At 70.9% G+C, this 18,767-nt stretch carries 13 protein-coding genes; 9 read left to right on the top strand and 4 right to left on the bottom strand.

Annotated features, from left to right (window positions below; all coding sequences use genetic code 11):
* The first annotated feature begins 10 nt into the window (after window positions 1-10).
* From flgK to AC1DTW_RS06475, 5 genes are read left to right on the top strand one after another with little or no spacing between them, the layout of a single operon-like run.
* Complete coding sequence (flgK, locus tag AC1DTW_RS06495; protein ID WP_477980210.1) at window positions 11-1,957, top strand: flagellar hook-associated protein FlgK; 1,947 nt, start codon at window positions 11-13, stop codon at window positions 1,955-1,957.
* Between the two features lie 9 nt (window positions 1,958-1,966).
* Complete coding sequence (gene flgL / locus AC1DTW_RS06490; protein WP_477980209.1) at window positions 1,967-3,163, top strand: flagellar hook-associated protein FlgL; 1,197 nt, start codon at window positions 1,967-1,969, stop codon at window positions 3,161-3,163.
* A gap of 33 nt (window positions 3,164-3,196) precedes the next feature.
* Window positions 3,197-4,405, top strand: coding sequence for an EAL and HDOD domain-containing protein (locus AC1DTW_RS06485; protein WP_477980208.1), 1,209 nt, complete (start codon window positions 3,197-3,199; stop codon window positions 4,403-4,405).
* A gap of 1 nt (window position 4,406) precedes the next feature.
* Window positions 4,407-8,054: a PAS domain S-box protein gene (locus tag AC1DTW_RS06480; RefSeq protein ID WP_477980207.1), complete on the top strand. Its 3,648-nt coding sequence runs from the start codon at window positions 4,407-4,409 to the stop codon at window positions 8,052-8,054.
* A 55-nt stretch (window positions 8,055-8,109) separates the two neighbouring features.
* Window positions 8,110-8,712, top strand: coding sequence for an ANTAR domain-containing response regulator (locus AC1DTW_RS06475; RefSeq protein ID WP_477980206.1), 603 nt, complete (start codon window positions 8,110-8,112; stop codon window positions 8,710-8,712).
* Window positions 8,713-8,718: 6 nt separating this feature from the next.
* On the opposite strand, the gene AC1DTW_RS06470 is transcribed toward AC1DTW_RS06475, so the two are convergent.
* Entirely contained in the window at window positions 8,719-9,969 is a 1,251-nt protein-coding gene (locus AC1DTW_RS06470) for a sensor histidine kinase (protein WP_477980205.1), read from the bottom strand.
* A 207-nt stretch (window positions 9,970-10,176) separates the two neighbouring features.
* On the opposite strand from AC1DTW_RS06470, the gene AC1DTW_RS06465 reads away from it, so the two are divergent.
* From AC1DTW_RS06465 to AC1DTW_RS06455, 3 genes are read left to right on the top strand one after another with little or no spacing between them, the layout of a single operon-like run.
* The gene (locus tag AC1DTW_RS06465) at window positions 10,177-11,775 is read left to right on the top strand and encodes a response regulator (protein ID WP_477980204.1); all 1,599 of its coding nucleotides are present in this window, start codon (window positions 10,177-10,179) and stop codon (window positions 11,773-11,775) included.
* Window positions 11,772-14,027: a putative bifunctional diguanylate cyclase/phosphodiesterase gene (locus AC1DTW_RS06460; RefSeq protein ID WP_477980203.1), complete on the top strand. Its 2,256-nt coding sequence runs from the start codon at window positions 11,772-11,774 to the stop codon at window positions 14,025-14,027. The genes AC1DTW_RS06465 and AC1DTW_RS06460 overlap by 4 nt, the downstream gene beginning before the upstream one ends.
* A gap of 9 nt (window positions 14,028-14,036) precedes the next feature.
* A complete protein-coding gene (locus AC1DTW_RS06455) occupies window positions 14,037-15,704 on the top strand; it encodes a sensor domain-containing diguanylate cyclase (RefSeq protein ID WP_477980202.1) in 1,668 nt (555 codons plus the stop codon).
* Between the two features lie 25 nt (window positions 15,705-15,729).
* On the opposite strand, the gene AC1DTW_RS06450 is transcribed toward AC1DTW_RS06455, so the two are convergent.
* The 3 genes from AC1DTW_RS06450 to AC1DTW_RS06440 are packed head-to-tail and all read right to left on the bottom strand — an operon-like array spanning window position 15,730 to window position 17,768.
* The gene (locus AC1DTW_RS06450) at window positions 15,730-16,098 is read right to left on the bottom strand and encodes a hypothetical protein (protein ID WP_477980201.1); all 369 of its coding nucleotides are present in this window, start codon (window positions 16,096-16,098) and stop codon (window positions 15,730-15,732) included.
* Between the two features lie 57 nt (window positions 16,099-16,155).
* Window positions 16,156-16,959 (bottom strand): sugar phosphate isomerase/epimerase family protein, encoded by an 804-nt coding sequence (locus tag AC1DTW_RS06445; RefSeq protein ID WP_477980200.1) that lies wholly within the window; start codon window positions 16,957-16,959, stop codon window positions 16,156-16,158.
* Between the two features lie 35 nt (window positions 16,960-16,994).
* Complete coding sequence (locus AC1DTW_RS06440) at window positions 16,995-17,768, bottom strand: IclR family transcriptional regulator domain-containing protein (protein WP_477980199.1); 774 nt, start codon at window positions 17,766-17,768, stop codon at window positions 16,995-16,997.
* A gap of 138 nt (window positions 17,769-17,906) precedes the next feature.
* On the opposite strand from AC1DTW_RS06440, the gene AC1DTW_RS06435 reads away from it, so the two are divergent.
* A complete protein-coding gene (locus AC1DTW_RS06435) occupies window positions 17,907-18,758 on the top strand; it encodes a shikimate dehydrogenase family protein (protein WP_477980198.1) in 852 nt (283 codons plus the stop codon).
* Window positions 18,759-18,767 lie beyond the last annotated feature (9 nt).

The following is an 18,767-nucleotide window of genomic DNA, read 5'->3' as shown; positions in this document are numbered from 1 at the left end:
AAGGCAAGCCATGTCTGCATTGATGTCGATCGGCAAGACCGCGATGTTCGCGAACTACGCGGCCTTGCAGACCGTGGGCAACAACATCGCCAACGCGAACACGACCGGCTACTCGCGCCAGGACGCGCAGCTCGCCGACGCGCCCGGCCAGTTCACCGGCTCGGGCTTCTTCGGCAAGGGCGTCACGGTCACGACGGTCACGCGCGCGTACGACAAGTACCTGACGACGCAGGCGGTGGGCAGCAGTGCGGTCGCGGCGAGCGACGCGGCGCGCTCCGACAAGCTGAGCCAGCTCGAGAACGTGTTCCCGATCGGCAGCTCGGGCGTCGGCTACGCGGCAGGCGAGTTCCTGAACGCGTTCGTCGACCTGTCGAACAACCCCGCCGATTCGTCGGCACGCCAGGTCGTGCTGAGCCAGGCGCAGGAGCTCGCCGCGCGCTTTCGCGCCGCGGGCGACCAGCTCAGCGCGCTGCAGACCGGCGTCACGCAGGATGTGAAGGCGACGGTCGCGAACGTCAACTCGCTCGCGCAGCAGGTCGCGCAGCTGAACGCGCAGATCGCCGCGCTGAAGGGCAATGGCCAGCCGCCGAACCAGCTTCTCGACCAGCGTGACCAGCTCGTCAGCCAGATCGCGGGCGCGATCAACGTGACGACGATCGAGGCCGACGACGGCAGCGTCGGCCTGTTCATCGGCGGCGGCCAGAACCTCGTGCTGGGCGCGAACGCGAGCACGCTGAAGGCCGTGCCCGACAGCCTCGACCCGGCCAAGGTGGCGCTGACCCTGAGCGAGGGCCCGGTGAATCGCCTGGTGCCGGCCGACAGCCTCGGCGGCGGATCGCTTTCGGGGCTGCTGAAGTTCCAGAACGACGACCTGGGCGCCGCGAAGAACCTGCTCGGCCAGATGGCTGCGGCGATCAGCGGCGCGGTCAACACGCAGCAAAAGCTCGGCCTGGACCTCGGCCAGCCGGCCGGCGCCGGCGCGCCGATCTTCGCGGTCGGCGCCGCGCGCGTGCTCGGCGCCGCGACCAATACCGGCAGCGCCGCGCTGAGCATCACGGTCGACGATTCGGCGCAGCTGCAGGCGAGCGACTACGCGATGAGCTTCGACGGCACCAACTACGCGCTCACCCGGTCGAGCGACCGGACCGTCGTGGCGAGTGGCGCCGCCCTGACCACAGCGTTGCAGAGCGCGGGCGGTTTCCAGTTCGACGGCGTGACGCTGAAGCTGACCGGCGGCGCCGCGAGCAACGGCGATCGCTTCCTGCTGCAGCCGGTCGCGAATGCGGCGCAGAGCATGCAGAGCGTGCTCGCCAACACGCAGGGCATCGCGGCGGCAGCGCCGTTCACCGGCAGCGTCGGTGTCGACAACGCCGGCACCGCGACGATCGCCTCGCTGACCGCGGTGAACCCGTCGTACAACGGCGCGCTGAGCGCCGACATCACGTTCACCTCGGCCACCGGCGACTACACCTGGAATCTGAGCGACGGCAGCAGCGGCACCGGCACCTGGACAGCCGGCACACCGATCAGCCTGAACGGCTTCGAGCTGAACCTCGCCGGCGTGCCGAAGAGCGGGGACACGGTCAGCGTCGTGCCGACCGTGTCGGTCGCCGCGAACAACGGCAACGCGCTCGCGTTCGCGCGTCTCGCGCAGACCGGCATCGTCGCACCGCCCGGCGGCTCGGGAACGGGCGCGTCGAGCCAGAGCATCACCGACGCGTACGCGAGCGCGCTGGCGAACATCGGCGTGCGCGTGCAGGGCGGCAAGACGGCGGCGAGCATCTCGAGCGCGGCCGCGAGTCAGGCCGAGTCGGCGCGCGCGAACAAGGCCGGCGTCAACCTCGACGAAGAAGCGGCGAAGCTGATCCAGTACCAGCAGAGCTACCAGGCGGCGGCCAAGATCCTGCAGGTCGCGCAAGCCATTTTCGACACGATGCTGCAAGCGGCGTCTTCCTAAGGTGAACCCATGCGCCTGAGCACCTCCAACACCTACAGCACCTCGCTCGACGCGCTGGTCGACCGCCAGGCCAAGCTCTCCGGCACGCAGGAGCAGATGACGACCGGCAAGCGCGTCAACCACGCGAGCGACGACCCGGCCGCGGCGGCGCGCTCCGAGCGCGCGCTCGCGTCCGAGCGGCGCACGATCGCGAGCCAGCGTGCGGTCGACGCCAGCGACAACGCGATGACGCTGACCGAAGGTGCGCTCGGCGATGCCGGCACCTTGCTGCAATCGGCGCGCGAGGCGCTCGTCGCCGCCGGCAACGCGACCTACACCGATGCCGAGCGCAAGGGCGTTGCGAATCAGCTCTCGGACCTGCGCGAGCAGCTGTTCGCGATCGCGAACCGCACCGATGGTTCCGGCAGCTATCTCTTCGGCGGCCAGGGCTCGACCCAGGCACCGTTCGTCGACATGGCCGGCGGCGTGCAGTTCCAGGGCACCTCGGGCCAGTTGCAGGCGGCCTCCGGCGACCCGCTGCCGCTGACGATGGACGGCGAATCGACCTGGATGCAGGCGCGCACTGGCAACGGCGTGTTCGAGACGCGCGTCGTCGCGAGCACCGGCAGCGCGGTGATCGATGCCGGCAAGGTCGTCGACCCGTCGGCGCTGACAGGATCCACCTACACCCTGCAGTTCACGACCAGCGGTGCGACGACGATGTACTCGGTGCTGAAGGACGGCGCCGCGACCGCGCAGACCAACCTCGCGTTCACGCCCGGCCAGGCGATCCAGGTCGACGGCATGTCGGCGACGATCACCGGCTCGCCGGCGAACGGCGATGCCTTCGAGCTCGCGCCGTCGACCTCCGACCTGAGCGTGTTCGATGCGCTCGACCAGGCCATCGCCGAGCTGAAGACGCCGGGCCGCAGCAACACGCAGGTCGCGCAGGGCAACGCCTTCGGCCTGACCCGCCTCGATTCGGTGCTCGGCCAGGTCATTTCCGCGCGCAGCCAGATCGGCGCGACGATGAACCGCATCGACTCGGTGACCGATCGCCTGTCGGCGCTGAAGCTGTCGAGCCAGGCCGAACGCTCGAGCGCCGAGGATCTGGACATGACCCAGGCGATTTCCGACTTCTCGAACCAGCAGACCGGCTACGATGCGGCCCTCAAGGCGTATTCGATGGTGCAGCGCCTGTCGCTGTTCAATTACCTCAACACCTGACATGAATTTCGGCGTGAATGCGAGGATCCCGGCGTGAGTGATGCAGCGGCCATCCTGGGGCAAGTCGCGCTCGGTTACTCGCCGTTCATCGACCGCAATCGCTCGGTCACCGCGACCCGGCTGACGGTGTTCCCGCTGCGCCCGGATGCGGTGCTCGATGTCGGCCAGCTGCTGCACGAGGTCGGCAACGTCTGGCCGGCGAGCGGCGCGCGCGTCTCGCTCAACGTCGTCAGCGAAAGCCTGCTGCAGGAACTGCTGCTCGCGCAGCCGTCGTCGAACCTGATGGTCGAGGTGCCGGCCTTCATGGCCGTCGACCCGGCCAACGTCGATGCGCTGACCGCGCTGCATGCCAACGGCAGTACGCTGCTGCTCAAGGGCCGGCCGCTGAAGGAGCTGCCGCGCCAGGTGCTGCCGTGCTTCAAGTACTCGATCATCGACCTCGCCGACGATCGCCGCATCGGCGACCCGAACACGCCGGCCGGCGTCACGCGCACGATCGGCCACGTGCAGTCGGGCGTGCGCACGGTCGCCGACATGGAGGCCTGTTTCGCGCGCGGCGCCGAAGCGGTGCTCGGCTGGCCGATCGACGATGCGGTCACGGTCACCGCGGCGCGCAGCGGCAAGGCCGTCGCGGCGCCGGGCATGCAGGCGATCGCCGAGCTGATCCGCCAGGTCGACAAGGAAGAACCGATCGAGAAGCTCGAAGCGACGCTGAAGCGCGACCCCGCGCTCGCGTTCAAGCTGCTGCGCTACATCAACTCGCCGGCGTTCGGCCTGCGCGTCGAGATCAGCTCGTTCCGCCACGCGATCATGATGCTCGGCTACCAGCGCCTGAAGCGCTGGCTCGCGCTGCTGCTCGCGACCGCCAGCAAGGACGTCAACCTGAAGCCGGTGATGTTCGCCGCGGTGCGCCGCGGCCTGCTGATGGAAGAGCTGGTGCGCGGCAGCGGCGATGAAGAGATGCGCAACGAGATGTTCATCTGCGGTGTGTTCTCGCTGCTCGACCGGATGTTCCAGCAGCCCTTTTCGCAGCTGCTCGATGCGATCCCGGTGCCGGAGCGCGTGCGCCAGGCGCTGGCCGAGAACAGCGGGCCGTACCAGCCGTTCATCGAGCTGGTGCAGGCGGTCGAAGGCGAGGCGCTGTACGAGTTCCGCGAGGCGGCCGACAAGCTGATGATGAGCGTCAGCGAGATCAATCGTGCCGAACTGCGGGCGCTGATGTCGGCGAGCGAGCTGGAGTGATGTGACCGGATTGCCCGAACCGTGGTCGCCTGCGGCGGGCTGGCGCGAGTTCTTCGATCTGCTGTCGGACGCCGTCGTCGTGCTCGACGCGCAGGCGTGCGTCGTGCTCGCGAACACAGCGGCGCTGCGCTGGCTGCCGTGCGAGGTCGGCGCGCCGGTCGAGCAACTGCAGTCGACGCTCGGTGCGGCCGCGGTCGCGTGGCTGCGGCAGGCGGGCGGCGGGGGCAACGGCGCATCGGCGTCCCCCGAGATCCGCCTCGCCGATGGGCGACCGGCGCACCTCGAGTGGCGCAGGCTCGACGCCGCGCATTCGGCACTGCGCCTCGTGTTCTCGGCCGCAGCGCCGACGCGCCCGACGCCGCCGCGCGCGCAGGCGGCCGGCGCGATGCGCGAGGCGATTGCGTTCCTGTGGGAGTCGCCGTTCCCGACCACGCTGCAGGGGCCGGACTTCCGCTTTCTCGATGTCAACGGGGCGTTCGCCGATCTCGTCGGCCACCGCCGCGAGCAGCTGATCGGCCGCGACGCGATCGAGTTTCAGCCCGAGGACGACCGGCCACGCATCCTCGCGGCGCGCGAGCGCATGCGCGCCGGCGGCGGCGTGCGCGCACCCGAACCGGCGATGGTCGAGGGCCGGCTGATCGACGCGGGCGGTCGCGAACGCCGTTACCGCGTCTCGCGCCGAACGCTGGTCGATGAAGCGGGCAAGCCGCTGTACCTGGGCGTGCTGCAGGACACGACCGCCGAACACGTCGCGCGCGAGCGCGCCGACCGTTCGCTGCGCGAGCTCGACGACTGGTTCCAGCTCAGCCCGGTCGGCATGGTGCTGTTCGACGAGCGCGGCCTGCTGCTGCGCAGCAACCCGAGCTTCGACGCGCTCGCCGGGCCGGTGCCGGTGTCGCTCGCCGAGGCCCCGAGCGGCCTGCGCGAGCTGCTCGGCTGGAGCGCGAGCGGCGTGCTCGCGCAGCTCGAACCCGGCGCGCTGCCGGTGCAGCAGCAGGGCTGGGTCGCGCCGCCCGGCGCGAACGCGCGGCTGCTGCGTGCCGCGCTGCGCTGCTACCGTGCGGCCGGGGGCCAGCGCCGCTACATGGCGATTCTCGAAGACCGCAGCGCCGAGGAGGAGCGCGACCTGGCGCAATCGCAGATCGGCGCGCTGATGGACGCGGCCGGCGTTGGCCTCGCGACCTTCCAGGAGTCGTCGGGCTGGGTGCAGCCGGCGCACAGCAGCCGCAGCGCCGAGCTCGATGGCGCGCCGGGCGGCGCGGCGGCACTGCACAGCATCGGCCGCGAGATCGTCGTGCCCGAGTCGCTTCCCGCATTCGAGCGGCTGCAGACGGCGCTGCGCGATGCGCAGCGCGCCGAGGTGCGCTACGGCGTCGAGCACCCCGAACTCGGGCGGCGCTGGCTGCTGACACGGGTCGAGCCGGCCACGCTCGGTTCGGGCAAGCGCACGACCTCGGTCGTCACGCTCGACATCACCGAACAGCACGAGACGCAGCAGCGCACCGAGCAGCTGCTGCGCGAGCTGAGCACGATCCTCGAGAGCACGACCACCGGCATCGCCTACCTGCGCGGCAACGTGATGGCACGCTGCAACCGGCGCTTCGAATCGATGCTCGGGTTGCGGGTCGGCTCGGTGATCGGGCGCAGCGTGCAGGAGCTGTTCGCCGGCCGCGAGCCGACCGAGCGCATCGTCACCGATGCCTGGCAGGCGTTGACCGAAGGCGCTCTCTACGAGACCGAGTTCGAGCTGCTCGCGAAGGGCGCCACCGAGACGCGCTGGTACTCGCTCTCGGTGCGCCGCACCGGCCCGGCGGGCGGCGCGCCGGAAGCGATCGCGGTGCTCGCCGACATCACGCGGCTGAAGGCGCAGCAGCGCGAGCTCGAGGCACTGGCGCGCGATCGCGAGCTGATGTTCAGCCTCTCGGGCGTCGGCATCGCGTTCCTGCGCGACGGGCGCATCCAGCGCGCAAACCAGGCGCTCGCGCACCTGGCCGGCTGCAGCGCCGCGGAGCTCGCGGCGCTGCCGCTGGCCGAGCTGTTCGCCGATGCCGATGACTTCGAGCGTCGCTGGCGCCACGAGGAAGCCCAGCTGCGCCAGTTCGGCCACTGGACCGGCGAGCGCCCGCTGCGGGTGCGCGACGGCCGGCTGCTGTGGGTGCAGGTCAGCAAGCGGCTCGTCAGCGCCGGCGACGTGGCCGGCGGCATCATCGCGTCGTATGTCAACGTCGACGCGCGCCACCGCGCCGAGCGCGCGGTGGCGCTGCAGGCCGAGCGGACACGCGCGATCCTCGACTCGGTGCTGGTGGGCATCGTCACGGTCGGCCCGCAGGGCATCGAGTGGATGAACCGTTCGGCGCGGCGCATGTTCGGCGCCGAGCTCGCCGACTTCGTGAACCTGCCGATCGCGACCGCCGCGACGGCCGATCCGGCGCACCCGTTCCTGCGCACCGAATACCTGACCGAGCTCGTTGAGGGCCAGGCCGAGACCTTCGAGTGCCGCGTGAAGGCGCGCGACGGGCGCGAGTTCTGGGTCGTCGGCAATGTCGTCTCGACCGCGCGCGAATCGACCGGCCGGCAGCTGACCTACGCGCTGCTCGACATCGAGCGGCGCCGCGAGGCCGAGGCACGGATGTCGCAGGCGCAGGCGCAGCTGCAGCGCATCATCGAGGCCGCGCCGCTCGCGATCACGTTGCGCGATGCGCGCACGCTGAAGGTCCTGCAGGTCAACGGCGTCGCCGCCGCGAACGGCCGCACCACGCCGGCCGCGCTGATCGGCTGCACGCCGGAGCAGATCTTCGATGCCGAAACCGCCGCGCAGCACCGCGCCGACATGCAGCAGGCGCTGGCCTCGCCCGAGGTCACGAAGCGCGAGTACCGGCTCGAGCGCGACGGCGAATGGCGCATCTGGGACGCCCGCTACCTGCCGCTCGCGGCGCAGCCCGGCGCGGCGCCCGACCAGCTGCTGCTGGTCGCGACCGATGTGACCGAGCAGCGCGCCGCGCAGGAGGCGCGGCTCGAGGCCGCGATCGCGCAGCGCGAGATGCTCGTGAAGGAAGTGCACCACCGCATCAAGAACAACCTGCAGGGCGTTGCGGGCTTGCTGCAGCAGATCGCGCAGCGCAAGCCCGAGGTCGCCGGCACGATCGCCGAGGTCGTCGGCCAGGTGCAGGCGATCGCGCAGGTCTACGGGCTGCAGGTCGGCGAGAGCGGGCCGCTGCAGCTGATGAGTGTGGTGCAGGCGATCACCGCGTCGGTGCAGCGCACGTTCGGACGTTCGATCCGCTTCGCGGTGACCGGCGCGACGGCGCCGCAATGGATGCTGCCCGAGGCCGAATCGATCCCGATCGCGCTGACGCTGAACGAGCTGCTGACGAACGCCGTGAAGCACAGCGCGGCCGCACCCGAGGCCGAGATCGCCTGCACGCTGGCCTGCGCCGCCGACGACGTGACGGTCGCGATCGCCAACGCGGGCACGCTGCCGCCCGGCTTCAACGTCGCGCGCATCCCGGGTGGCGTCTCGGGTCTCGGGCTGGTGCGCGCGCTGCTGCCGCGGCGCAGCGCGAGCCTGACGCTCGAGCAGCGCGCCGACCGGGTGCTCGCCACCATCGTGCTGCGGCTGCCCGGCGTGACGCGCGCCGACATCGCGTGACGCCGTGCCGCCCGGGCCGGCCGCGCGCGATCTGTTTCACGGACAATCGAACCCCATGACATCGAACCTGAAGGGCACGATCCTTGTCGTCGACGACGACCGCCTCGTGCTCGCGACACTGGCACACGGCCTGTCGCAGGCCGGCTACGACGTGATCGATGCCGACAACGGCGACGACGCGATCCTGCTGGCACGCGAGCACCGCCCCGATCTGGCGCTGCTCGACATCCGCATGCAGGGCAAGAGCGGCTTCGACGTCGCCGCCTACCTGCGCGAGTACTGCCGCATGCCGTTCATGTTCCTGTCGGCCTTCGCCGACGAGCAGACCGCGGCGCAGGTCAAGGCGCTCGGCGCGGTGGCCTACCTGGTCAAGCCGCTCGACATCGGGCAGATCCTGCCGGTCGTCGGCGCCGCGTTCGCCGACCTGGCGGCGCAGCGCGTCGCAACGCCGCCGACCGCCGCGCGCGCGGCCGAGGCGCTGCCGTCGCCCGAGGTGCTGATGGCGATCGGCGTGCTGATGCACCGCTATTCGTTGACGCGCGCGAACGCGTTCGAACGCCTGCACCGCCTCGCCAGTGCCGAGAAACTGACGCTCGACGAGCAGGCGAACCGGCTGCTGAAGGCGGTCGAAGTGCTGGCACTGCCGGCGGCCGGCTGACTCGCGTTACGGCGCCGGCGTGGCGCCCTGCGGCAGCGTGAAGTGAAAGCGCGCGCCGCGATTCACCTCGGCCTCGCCCCAGATGTCGCCGCCGTGGCGGCGCACGATGCGCCGCACCGAGGCCAGGCCGATGCCGGTGCCGGGGAAGTCGTTCGCGCTGTGCAGGCGCTGGAACACGCCGAACAGGCGGTCGGCGAAGCGCATGTCGAAGCCGGCGCCGTTGTCCCAGACCGTGAACGAATCGGCCTGCTGCGCGTGACGCACGAAGCCGATGTTCGCCTGCGCCGCCTTGCCGGTGTACTTCCAGGCGTTGCCGAGCAGGTTCTCGACGACCACGCGCAGCAGCGTCGGATCGCCCCGCACCTGCATGCCGGGCTCGATCTCGATCTGCACCGCGCGCTGCGGCCACTGGCGGCGCAGGTCGTCGGCGACGTAGCTCGCGAGCTGCGACAGGTTCACCGGTTGCTGCGCGAGCGGCTGCGACGACAGCTTCGACAGCGCGAGCAGCGCATCGATCATGTTGTTCATGCGCGCGGCCGCGCCGAGCACGCGGTCCAGGTGGTCGTTGCCGACGCGGTCGAGCAGCCGGCCGTAGTCTTCCTTGACGATCTTCGTGAAGCCCTCGACGACGCGGATCGGCGCGCGCAGGTCGTGCGAGACGGTGAAGCTGAACGATTCGTGGTCGGGCGCGGGCTCGGTCGGGAGCGCGGCAACGGCGGGGGGCGTCCGGAGCGCGGCGATCGGCGTCGCCGTGGCGGCCGCCGCCGGAACCGCCGCGAGTTCGCGGAACGTGCCGTGGTAGCCCGCGAACAGCCCGGTCGCATCGCTGCATGGGCGGCCGCGCAGCAGGCCGCGGCGCGGCGCTGGCGTGCCGGCGAACCGGACTTCGATGTCGTCGAGCGCGGCAGCGTTCGCGAGCATCGCCTGCAGCGCCGGTGCATCGTCGACCGTGAAGCGCTCCCACAGCGGCAGCGGCGCCGGTGCGGCCGACCAGTCGCCGGTCGGCGCGCCGTGCGGCGGCCGCACCGAGACGATGCGATGTTGCGCGTCGCTGTGCCACAGCCACACGTCGAGCAGCGGCTCGACGCAGGTCGCGCGCTCGCGCGCCTCCCGCAGCTGGGCCGCGAGCCGCGATTTCGTGCGTATTGCACGGAACGCGACCGCCGCGGCAATCAGCAGCGCCGCGGCCAGCAGCGCGAACGCAAGCAGCCAGGGGAGCGACGCGGGCCGGCCGGCGAGGTCGAGAGATTCAGCCACGCCTTCTGAGGCCACCGAGACGATTCATCGGGACGATTGTACGGAGGCCCCTGGGTCGGAGACCTTGCGCGGCGCCGGGGTCAAGTTCGGGCGCGGCGTGCCGAAATCCGAGCAGACCCTCGCCCGTACGGCGAGCCCGTGGCCTTGCGCCGCATTGTCCGATCGCTTCGACCGCGAGTCCCCGCCGCGCCCGCCACATCGCCGACCATGCTGCTTCGCCTGTCCCGTCTCTCGTTCTGGTTCGCCGCCGCGGTGGCCGCGCTGGCGTTGCTGGCGCCGGGCGGGCGCGAGACGCTGCTGACCGCCGTGGCCGGCGTCGCCAGCCTGCTGGCACTCGGCCTGTGGCGTTCGGCGCTGCACGGCGAACAGCGCCGGCCGGCGGTCGCGCTGATGTCCGCACCGGCGTCGGCGATCGACGAGTCTTCGCTGATCGAGGCCGCCGCGCTGCTCGTGCGCCGCGCCCACGAGGCGGGCTCGTTCGAGGCCGCGCTTCATGCGGTCGCGCAGCTGCTGCGCTGCGAGCTCGGCGCGCGTGAAGTGGCGGTGCACGAGGTGCTCGATGTCGATGCGACGCACGCGCAGCTCAGCGACCTGGTCGAAGCGCAGCCGGGCTTTCGCACCATCGCGCGCCGTGTCCGGCTCGACGCCGCGCCGCTCGCGCAGGCCCTGCGCAGCCAGCTCGAAGCCGGCGCGCCACCGACCGTGGCGCTGCCGGTGATCCGCGACCGGCAGGTCGTCGCGGCGATCGTGCTGACGGGCATCGAGCTGGCGGTCGAGACCAAGGCGCTGGCCGGGCTGTTGCAGCTCGCGCGGTTAACAATTTCCCAGATCGCCCAGGCCGGCCGGTCGACGCCGGCGCGACCCACCTCGCCACCGGTGACGCGCCGCTCCGCCACGCCGGGGCGCCGCGTCGAGGACCGTGTCCGCGGCGTGCCGGCGGCCGGGCTCTCGTTGCGCGCCGCGCGCGGCAGGCGGGTCGCGACGCCGCACGCGAATGTGTTGGTCGTTGAGGACAATGTGGTCCAGCCCGAGCTCACTGCGCGCATGCTGCGACGTGTGGGGTGTCGCGCGACGCTCGCGTCTGGCATGCTGGAGGGCCTGGATCTGCTGTGTAGGACACAATTCAATCTGGTGCTGGTCGACATGCAGATGGCGGGCCTCGACGGCGCCGAAGGGTTGAGGCGCCTGCGCCACAACCCCGGCGGCGTCTACAGATTCATGTCGGCGAGCGATGTAGCCGTGGTCGCGCTGTCCAATCCCGGCCTGCCGGGCGAGGTGCAGCGCCTTCGCGAACTGGGTTTCGATGATCATCTTTTCAAGCCGTTCCGCCAGAGCCAGATGCTTGCGATGCTGAACAAGCACCTGCGCCCTCACGCGCCTGCGGAGTCGAACGACGCGACCGCGGGTGGCGACGCGAGCGCGCCACGCGATCCCGCCGGCCACACCCCGTCGGGGCTCGACGCGGTCGCGCTCGGACGCCTGTCCGAGCTCGACCCGAAGGGCGAGAACCGCTTGCTGGAGCGGGTGCTGCGTGCGTTCCAGGCCTCGGTCACCCGACTGCGGCCGCAGCTCGAGGCGGCGCAGCACGGCAATGACCGCGCGTCGATCCGGCTGGTCGCGCACACGCTGAAGTCGTCGTCGGCGAGCATCGGCGCACTGCAGCTGTCGCAGCTGTGCGCGCAAGTCGAGGCCTTGATCCGCCTCGACAGCGCCGAAGACCTGAGCGGCCCGCTGCACGCATTGAGCGACGCGCTCGATGCTGCACTGCGGGCCATCGATGCGGTCCTGAAGGAGCGGGTGCAGTGAACGCGCGCCTCGTGGCTGGCGACGACGATCTGCCCGAGCAGCCCAAGGTGCTGCTCGTCGACGACGACGAGGTCAACCTGCTGCTGACCTCGATCGCGCTGCGCGAGCGCGGCTTCGCGATCACCGAGGCGAGCAGCGGCGAGCAGGCGATCGCGATCCTGGCCGACTGGCTGCCCGACGTCGTCGTGCTCGACGCGCTGATGCCCGGCCTCGACGGCTTCGAGACCTGCCGCGAGCTGCGCGTGCTGCCCGGCTTCGAATCGCTGCCGGTGCTGATGCTGACCGGTCTCGACGACGACGCTTCGATCACGCGCGCCTACGAGGCCGGCGCGACCGACTTCTTCGTCAAGTCGACGCAATGGAGCCTGCTCGCCGGGCGCCTGCGCTACCTGCTGCGTGCGTCGCGCACCCGCGCCGAGCTCGAACGCAGCAAGTCGCGCCTGGCGCGCGCGCAAGACCTCGCGCGCATGGGCAGCTTCGACTGGCGGCGCGGCCACGGCGGGCCGGTGTTCTCGGTCGAAGGCCTGCGCGTGTTCGGGCTCGGGCCGAACGACCACCTCGCGTTCCGCCCCATGCTGCGCATGCTGTCGGACGACGACCGCGGCGGCCTGGTGCAGGTGCTGCACGAGGTGATGAAGCACAGCACGGTGCTGGCGACCGACATCCCCGCGACCTTGCGCGACGGCCGCCAGCGCATCGTCCACGTCGAGGCCGAGCCCGAGTTCAACGAACACGGCAACCTGATCGGCTACAGCGGCATCGTGCAGGACGTGACCGACCGCCGCATGGCCGAGGACAAGATCCGCCATCTGGCGAACTTCGACGTGCTGACCGGCCTGCCGAACCGCCGCCAGCTGATCTGGCGCGCCGAGCGCGCGCTCGAGCACGGCCGGCGCCTGAACCACCAGGTCGCGCTGCTGCTGATCGACCTCGACCGCTTCAAGATCATCAACGACACGCTCGGCCACGGCGCCGGCGACGAGTTGCTGATGGAGGTCGCGCGGCGGCTGCGTTCGTGCGTGCGGCATTCGGATCAGGTCACCGAGAGCTCGATCGAATCGCTCGGGTCGCGCTCGCACCGCTCGCTCGAGGCGGTCGGGCGGCTCGGCGGCGACGAGTTCGTCGCGCTGCTGCCCGAAGTGGCCGACGAGCGCGACGCCGAGCGCGTCGCGTCGCGCATCCTCGACCTGATGCGCGAGCCGATCTTCGTCGGCGGCCAGGAGTGCTTCGTGACGGCCAGCGTCGGCATCGCGCTGTACCCGCGCGACGGCCTGTCGGTCGCCGACCTGATGCGCAACTCCGACGTCGCGATGTACTCGGTCAAGTCGGCCGGGCGCAACTCGGCGTCGCTGTACCGGCCTGCGCTTGCCGGCCAGGGCCGCGAGAAGCTCGAGCTCGAGAGTGCGCTGCACAAGGCGATCGAACGCGACGAACTGGTGCTGCACTACCAGCCGAAGGTCGACGTGCGCGGCGCCAAGATGGTCGGCGCCGAGGCGCTGATGCGCTGGCGCCGCAACGGCGTGCTGGTGCCGCCGGGCGATTTCATCCCGATGGCCGAGGAGACCGGCCTGATCGTGCCGCTCAGCGAGTGGGCGATCCGCGAGGCGGCGCGCCAGGCGCGCATCTGGCAGGACAGCTTCGGCTTCGCCGACTCGATCGCGGTGAACCTGCCGAACCGCCTGTTCGAACGCACCGACCTGGTCGAGTACATCCACAACGCGGTCACGACCTACGGTGTGCCGCACCATGCGATCGAGCTCGAGATCACCGAGACGGGCCTGATGAAGGACCTGCAGAACGTGATCCCGTCGCTGCACCGGCTCAACGAGATCGGCGTCGAGATCTCGATCGACGACTTCGGTACCGGTTACTCGTCGCTCGCCTACCTGACCACGCTGCCGATCAGCGAGCTGAAGATCGACCGCAGCTTCGTGCGCGATCTGGGCATGACGCCGCAGAGCTCGGCGGTCGTCACCGCGATCATCGCGCTGGCGCGCTCGCTCGGCCTGCGCGTGATCGCCGAGGGCGTCGAGAACCTGCGCCAGATGGAGGTGCTGCACCGCCTGGGCTGCGGCGTGATGCAGGGCTTCCTGTTCAGCCGGCCGCAACCGCCGGAGGACATCGAGACCTGGCTGCAGCAGACCATCCTGCCGCGCAAGGCGCCGTGGATCGGCAAGGCCGGCGACACCGAGATCGCCGAGGTGCTGCGCTTCGCCGAGGGCCGGGACCCGCGCATCAAGCCTGCGGGCTGATTGAGGCCGATGGAAGCGACCCGACCCGCCGCGCTGACCGCCAGCGCCCCGGACAACGCGCAGCTCGCAAAGGCCGCGCTGCGGCGGCTGGCGCTCGACAAGCTCGAGCCGACTCCCGAGAACTACGCACGCGCCTGGCGCCAGGAAGCCGGCGAGCCGCCGGCGGCCGTTGCGGCGATCGACGACGGGCCTGCGATCGCGGGGCTGATCGAGCGCATCGTGCGCGGCATCGAGCGTGGCAGCCGCGGCTGGACCACCGCGCGCAAGAAGGACAGCCTGCAGCGCGTGCTGGCCGGCAGCCGCAGCGACGCACGGCGTCTGCAGCAGCGGCTCGGCCAGCTCGTCGCGAGCTGGGACAGCGATGCCGGCGATGCCGAGGCCGCAGCGGCGTCGAACGACGACACTGCCTTCGCCCCCGCGCCCGGTGCGACCGTGCCGGCGGCGCTCGATTCATCCATGCCCGCGGCGCTCGACGCGCCCGCGCCGCTGCGCTGGGATCGCGCGGTCGGCGCGCTCGCCGGCACCGTGCAACTCGCGCTGCCCGCGCAGGACGATGCGCCGCACGAGATCACGACCGCGCTCGGCGCGCTGATCGAGGGCATCGAGCGCGAGGGCGCCACCCCCGAACTGATCGGCGAACTCGAGGCGCTGTGCCGGCGCGCGGCGCCGGTGCTGCAGCACCGCCATCACCTGCTCGATCAGCTGAACGGCCTGTGCGCCGAGCTGACCGCGAGCCTGACCGACCTGGCCGAGAACGACAGCTGGGCCCAGGGCCAGTGCGAGGCGATGCGGCTGAAGATCGACGAAGGCCTGAGCGCGCGCGGCATCCGCGCCGTCAGCGAGCTGCTGCGCGACACGCGCGCACGCCAGGGCGAACTGCGCGCTGAACGCGAACGCGCACGCGACTCGCTGAAGGGCCTGATCAACCGCATGCTCAGCGAGCTCGACGAACTCGGCTCGAAGACCGGCCACTTCCACGACAGCGTCGGCCGCTATGCCGACGTGATCGAGAAGGCCGATTCGCTCGAGAGCCTGACCGGCGTCGTGCGCGAGATGGTCGAGGAAAGCCGCACCGTGCAGGCGCTGGTGCAGCAGACGCAGGCACGCCTGCACGACGAGCATCGCCATGCGCAGGGGCTGACGCAGCGCGTCAACGAGCTCGAATCCGAGATGCAGCGCCTGTCGAACGAGGTCTCGACCGACCAGCTGACGCAGATCGCGAACCGCCGCGGCCTGCTGCAGGCCTTCGATGCCGAACGCGCGCGCCTCGACCGCTCGGGCGGCACGCTGTGCGTCGGCCTGCTCGACATCGACAACTTCAAGCGCCTGAACGACGAGCTCGGCCACGGCGCGGGCGACGAGGCACTGAAGTCGCTCGCCGCGGTCGTCCGCAAGACACTGCGGCCCACCGACCATGTGGCGCGCTACGGCGGCGAGGAGTTCGTCGTGCTGCTGCCGGAAACGCCGGTCGACGAGGGCCAGGCGATCCTGACCCGCTTGCAGCGCTCGCTGACCGGCGGGCTCTTCATGCACGAGCACAAGCAGGTGTTCGTGACCTTCTCGGCCGGCGTGACGGCCTATCGGGCCGGCGAGCCGATCGAGGCGGCGCTCGAGCGCGCCGATCAGGGCCTGTACGAGGCCAAGCGCACCGGAAAAAATCGCACCTGCCTGGGCTGAGGCCGCCGACCGCGACGTTGCGGTTTCAACAGCCCTTCAGGTTCGCCGCGCCGGCGCTGCTGCCGATCGTCGCGAGCACCGCAACGACCGCTTCGCGATCGCTCAGGCGTTGCTGCTTGGCCAGCGAGCTGGCCTGCGACGCCTGCGCCTCGAGCGTCGCCTTGCTCGATTGCCCACTGCAGGCCAGCAGGTACACGACATGGCGCGAGGTGCCGAGCGTGACACCGGTGGCTGATGCGATCCGCGGACCCATCGCCATCAGATCGTCATAGCTCATGCCGACGCGCGGCGCGACCTCGCTCAGGTGCCGCGTCTCGGTGCGGCCGGCGAAGAACACGACGACGAAGGCCACTGCGAGGCCGAGGCCGACGATCGTCGCGATGTACTTGGTCATGTTTGTGCGCTCCCCTTGTGCATCGATGGTACAAGCCTTGGGGCCGGCACGCGCAACTCATGGCAGCGCCGACAAGAAGCGCCGAGTCGCCTCGAGTGCCAGGCGTGCGCGGGCCTGCGCCGTCACGGCGCGCGGCTGCATCGGGATCTCCAGGCTCAGCGGCGCGTCGGGCGGCAAGGCCGCCAGGATGCCGCGCAGATCGAGCCCGCCCGTGCCGGGCGGCAGGCGTTCGTTGCGGGCCTGGTGCAGCAGCCCGGCCAGGTCGGTCGGGCGCTGCGCCGGCGCGTCGCAGAACTGCGCATAGGCCAGGCGCTCGGCGGGCACCGAAGCGATCTGTGCCGCGTGGTTGCCGGCGCGGTCGAAATGGATCGGATCGATCAGCACGCCGGCGTTTGCCTGTGCACAGTGGGCGACGATGCGCGCGGCCTGTGTGAAGTCGCGCGCATCGGTCCAGGGCATCGGCTCGAGGTAGATCGACAGCCGCAGCGGCTCGGCCAGCTCGCACAGCGCGGCCAGCCGCGCGCTGAGCCGGGCTTCGTCGGGGTCGTTGCCGGCGACGAGCACGTGGCGGGCACCGAGCCGCGCGCCGGTCTCGAGCATGGGCGCGAAGCCGCGCACATCGGTGTCGGGCCGCAGGCGCAGGATCTCGACATCCAGGACCCGGATGCCGGTGTCCGCGAGCGCCGCGGCGATCTCGCGCACCATCGGCGTGTCGCCGAGCATGTCCCAGCGCGGCTCGTTGTCGGTGGCGGGCACCAGCCGCAAGCCCACATGCGAATAGCCGGTGTCGGCCGCGCAGACCACCATCTCGACCGGCGAGAGTTCGAGCACCGTCAGCGCGGCGAGCGAGAGCTGGCGCATCGCCGGTCCCTCCACAGGATCGTTCACGGCGTCGTTCACAGAATTGGCCGGAGCGCGCGCACCGCTTCGCGCAGCGCCGGCAACAGCTCGTCGGTGAACCGCTGCGGGACGTGGCCCTGCAGGTTCACCGTCATGCCGATCGCGCCGACGCACTCGCCCTTGCGGTCCTTCACCGCGACGGCGATGCCGGCGAGGCCGAGGTCGAGCTGCTGTTCGGTGGTCCAGTAGTCGAGCGCGCGTGCCGCCATCACCTGCTCGCGAAAGCGCTGCGGGTCGGTCACGGTGTGGGCGGTGAAGCCGGCGAAGTCGTGCTCGGCGATCCACTGGTCGAGCCGCGCATCGGACCAGGTCGAGAGCATCGCGACGCCGGGCGTCACGACATGCGCCGGCACACGGATGCCGACCTGGTAGCCGATCGAGATGAAGCGCGGCGAATTGCTGCGCGCCAGGTAGACGACCTCGTGGCCGTCGAGGCTGCTGAAGTTGACGGTCTCGCCCGACTGCATCGAGACGCGCTGGATGAAAGGCTGCACCAGCCGCGGCAGGCGCGCTGCGCCGAGGTAGCTTTGCCCGAGGCGCAGCACGCGCGGCTTGAGCCAGAAGTACTTGCCGTCGGTGCCGGCATAGCCGAAGTGCACGAGGCTCAACAAGAAGCGCCGTGCCGCCGTGCGCGACATGTCGGTACGAGCCGCGGCCTCGGACGGCGTCAGCCGCGGGTGGTCGTCGTCGAAGGCCTCGATCATGCGCAGACCCTTGCCCAGACCCTCGATCAAGTCCTTGCGATCGATGTCGAACCGCAGTTCATCCATGTGCGTGAAAACCCGTGAAGCACACGATGATCGCGCGTGCCGCGCGATCATCGCGCAAACCAGGGGTCGCTTGCCTTGTGGCGAACCCGGGGCGCCCCTAATCTCCGCTGCAACGAAAAACGCGGGCTTCCGATCTTCATGAACATCTCTGGCACGACGCGCGTCTTCCTCATCCTCGGCGACCCCGTCGCCCAGGTCCGCGCGCCCGAAGCCTTCAACCACTTGTTCGCCGCGCACGGCATCGATGCGGTGCTGGTGCCCGCGAACGTCCCGCCGGCCGAGCTCGACGGCTTCGTCGCCCAGGTCCTGAAGGCGCGCAACATCGACGGGCTGTGGCTCGCGATCCCGCACAAGACGGCGATGGTCGATCTGCTCGATCATTGCGACCGCCTCGGCCGCAGCGCCGGCGCCGTGAACGCGGCGCGCCGCAACGCCGATGGCTCGCTCGAAGGCGCGCTGTTCGACGGCGTCGGCTTCACCAAGGCACTCGACCACTTCGGCATCGCGATCGCCGGCCGCCGCGTGCTGGTCGTCGGCGTCGGCGGTGGCGGCGTCGCGATCGCCACCTCGCTGGCCGCGCGCGGCGCCGGGCGCATCGCGCTGTTCGACAGCACGCCGGGCCGCACCGACGCGGTGGCCGCGAAGCTGAGTACCGAATTCGCGGTCGAGGTGGTCTCGGTCGAGATCCCCGACCCGGCCGGCTACGACCTGGTCGTCAACGCGACGCCGCTGGGCCTGAAGGCCGGCGACCCGCTGCCATTCGACGTGGCGCGGATGGATCCCGACACCGCCGTCGTCGACATCCTGATGAAGAACCAGCCGACGCCGCTGCTGCGCGCCTGCCATGCGCGCGGCATCACCGCGCACCCCGGCTTCGAGATGATGGTGCAGCAGGTGCCCGAGTACCTGGCGTTCTTCGGCTTCGACGCGCTCGCGAAGGCGGTGCAGTCCGACGCCAGCGAGGTGCGCGCGCTCTTCGAAGCGAGCTGACTTTCCCTT

The organism is Rhizobacter sp. P5_A1, from assembly GCF_056400745.1.
This window is presented reverse-complemented; position numbering and strand designations above follow the sequence as displayed.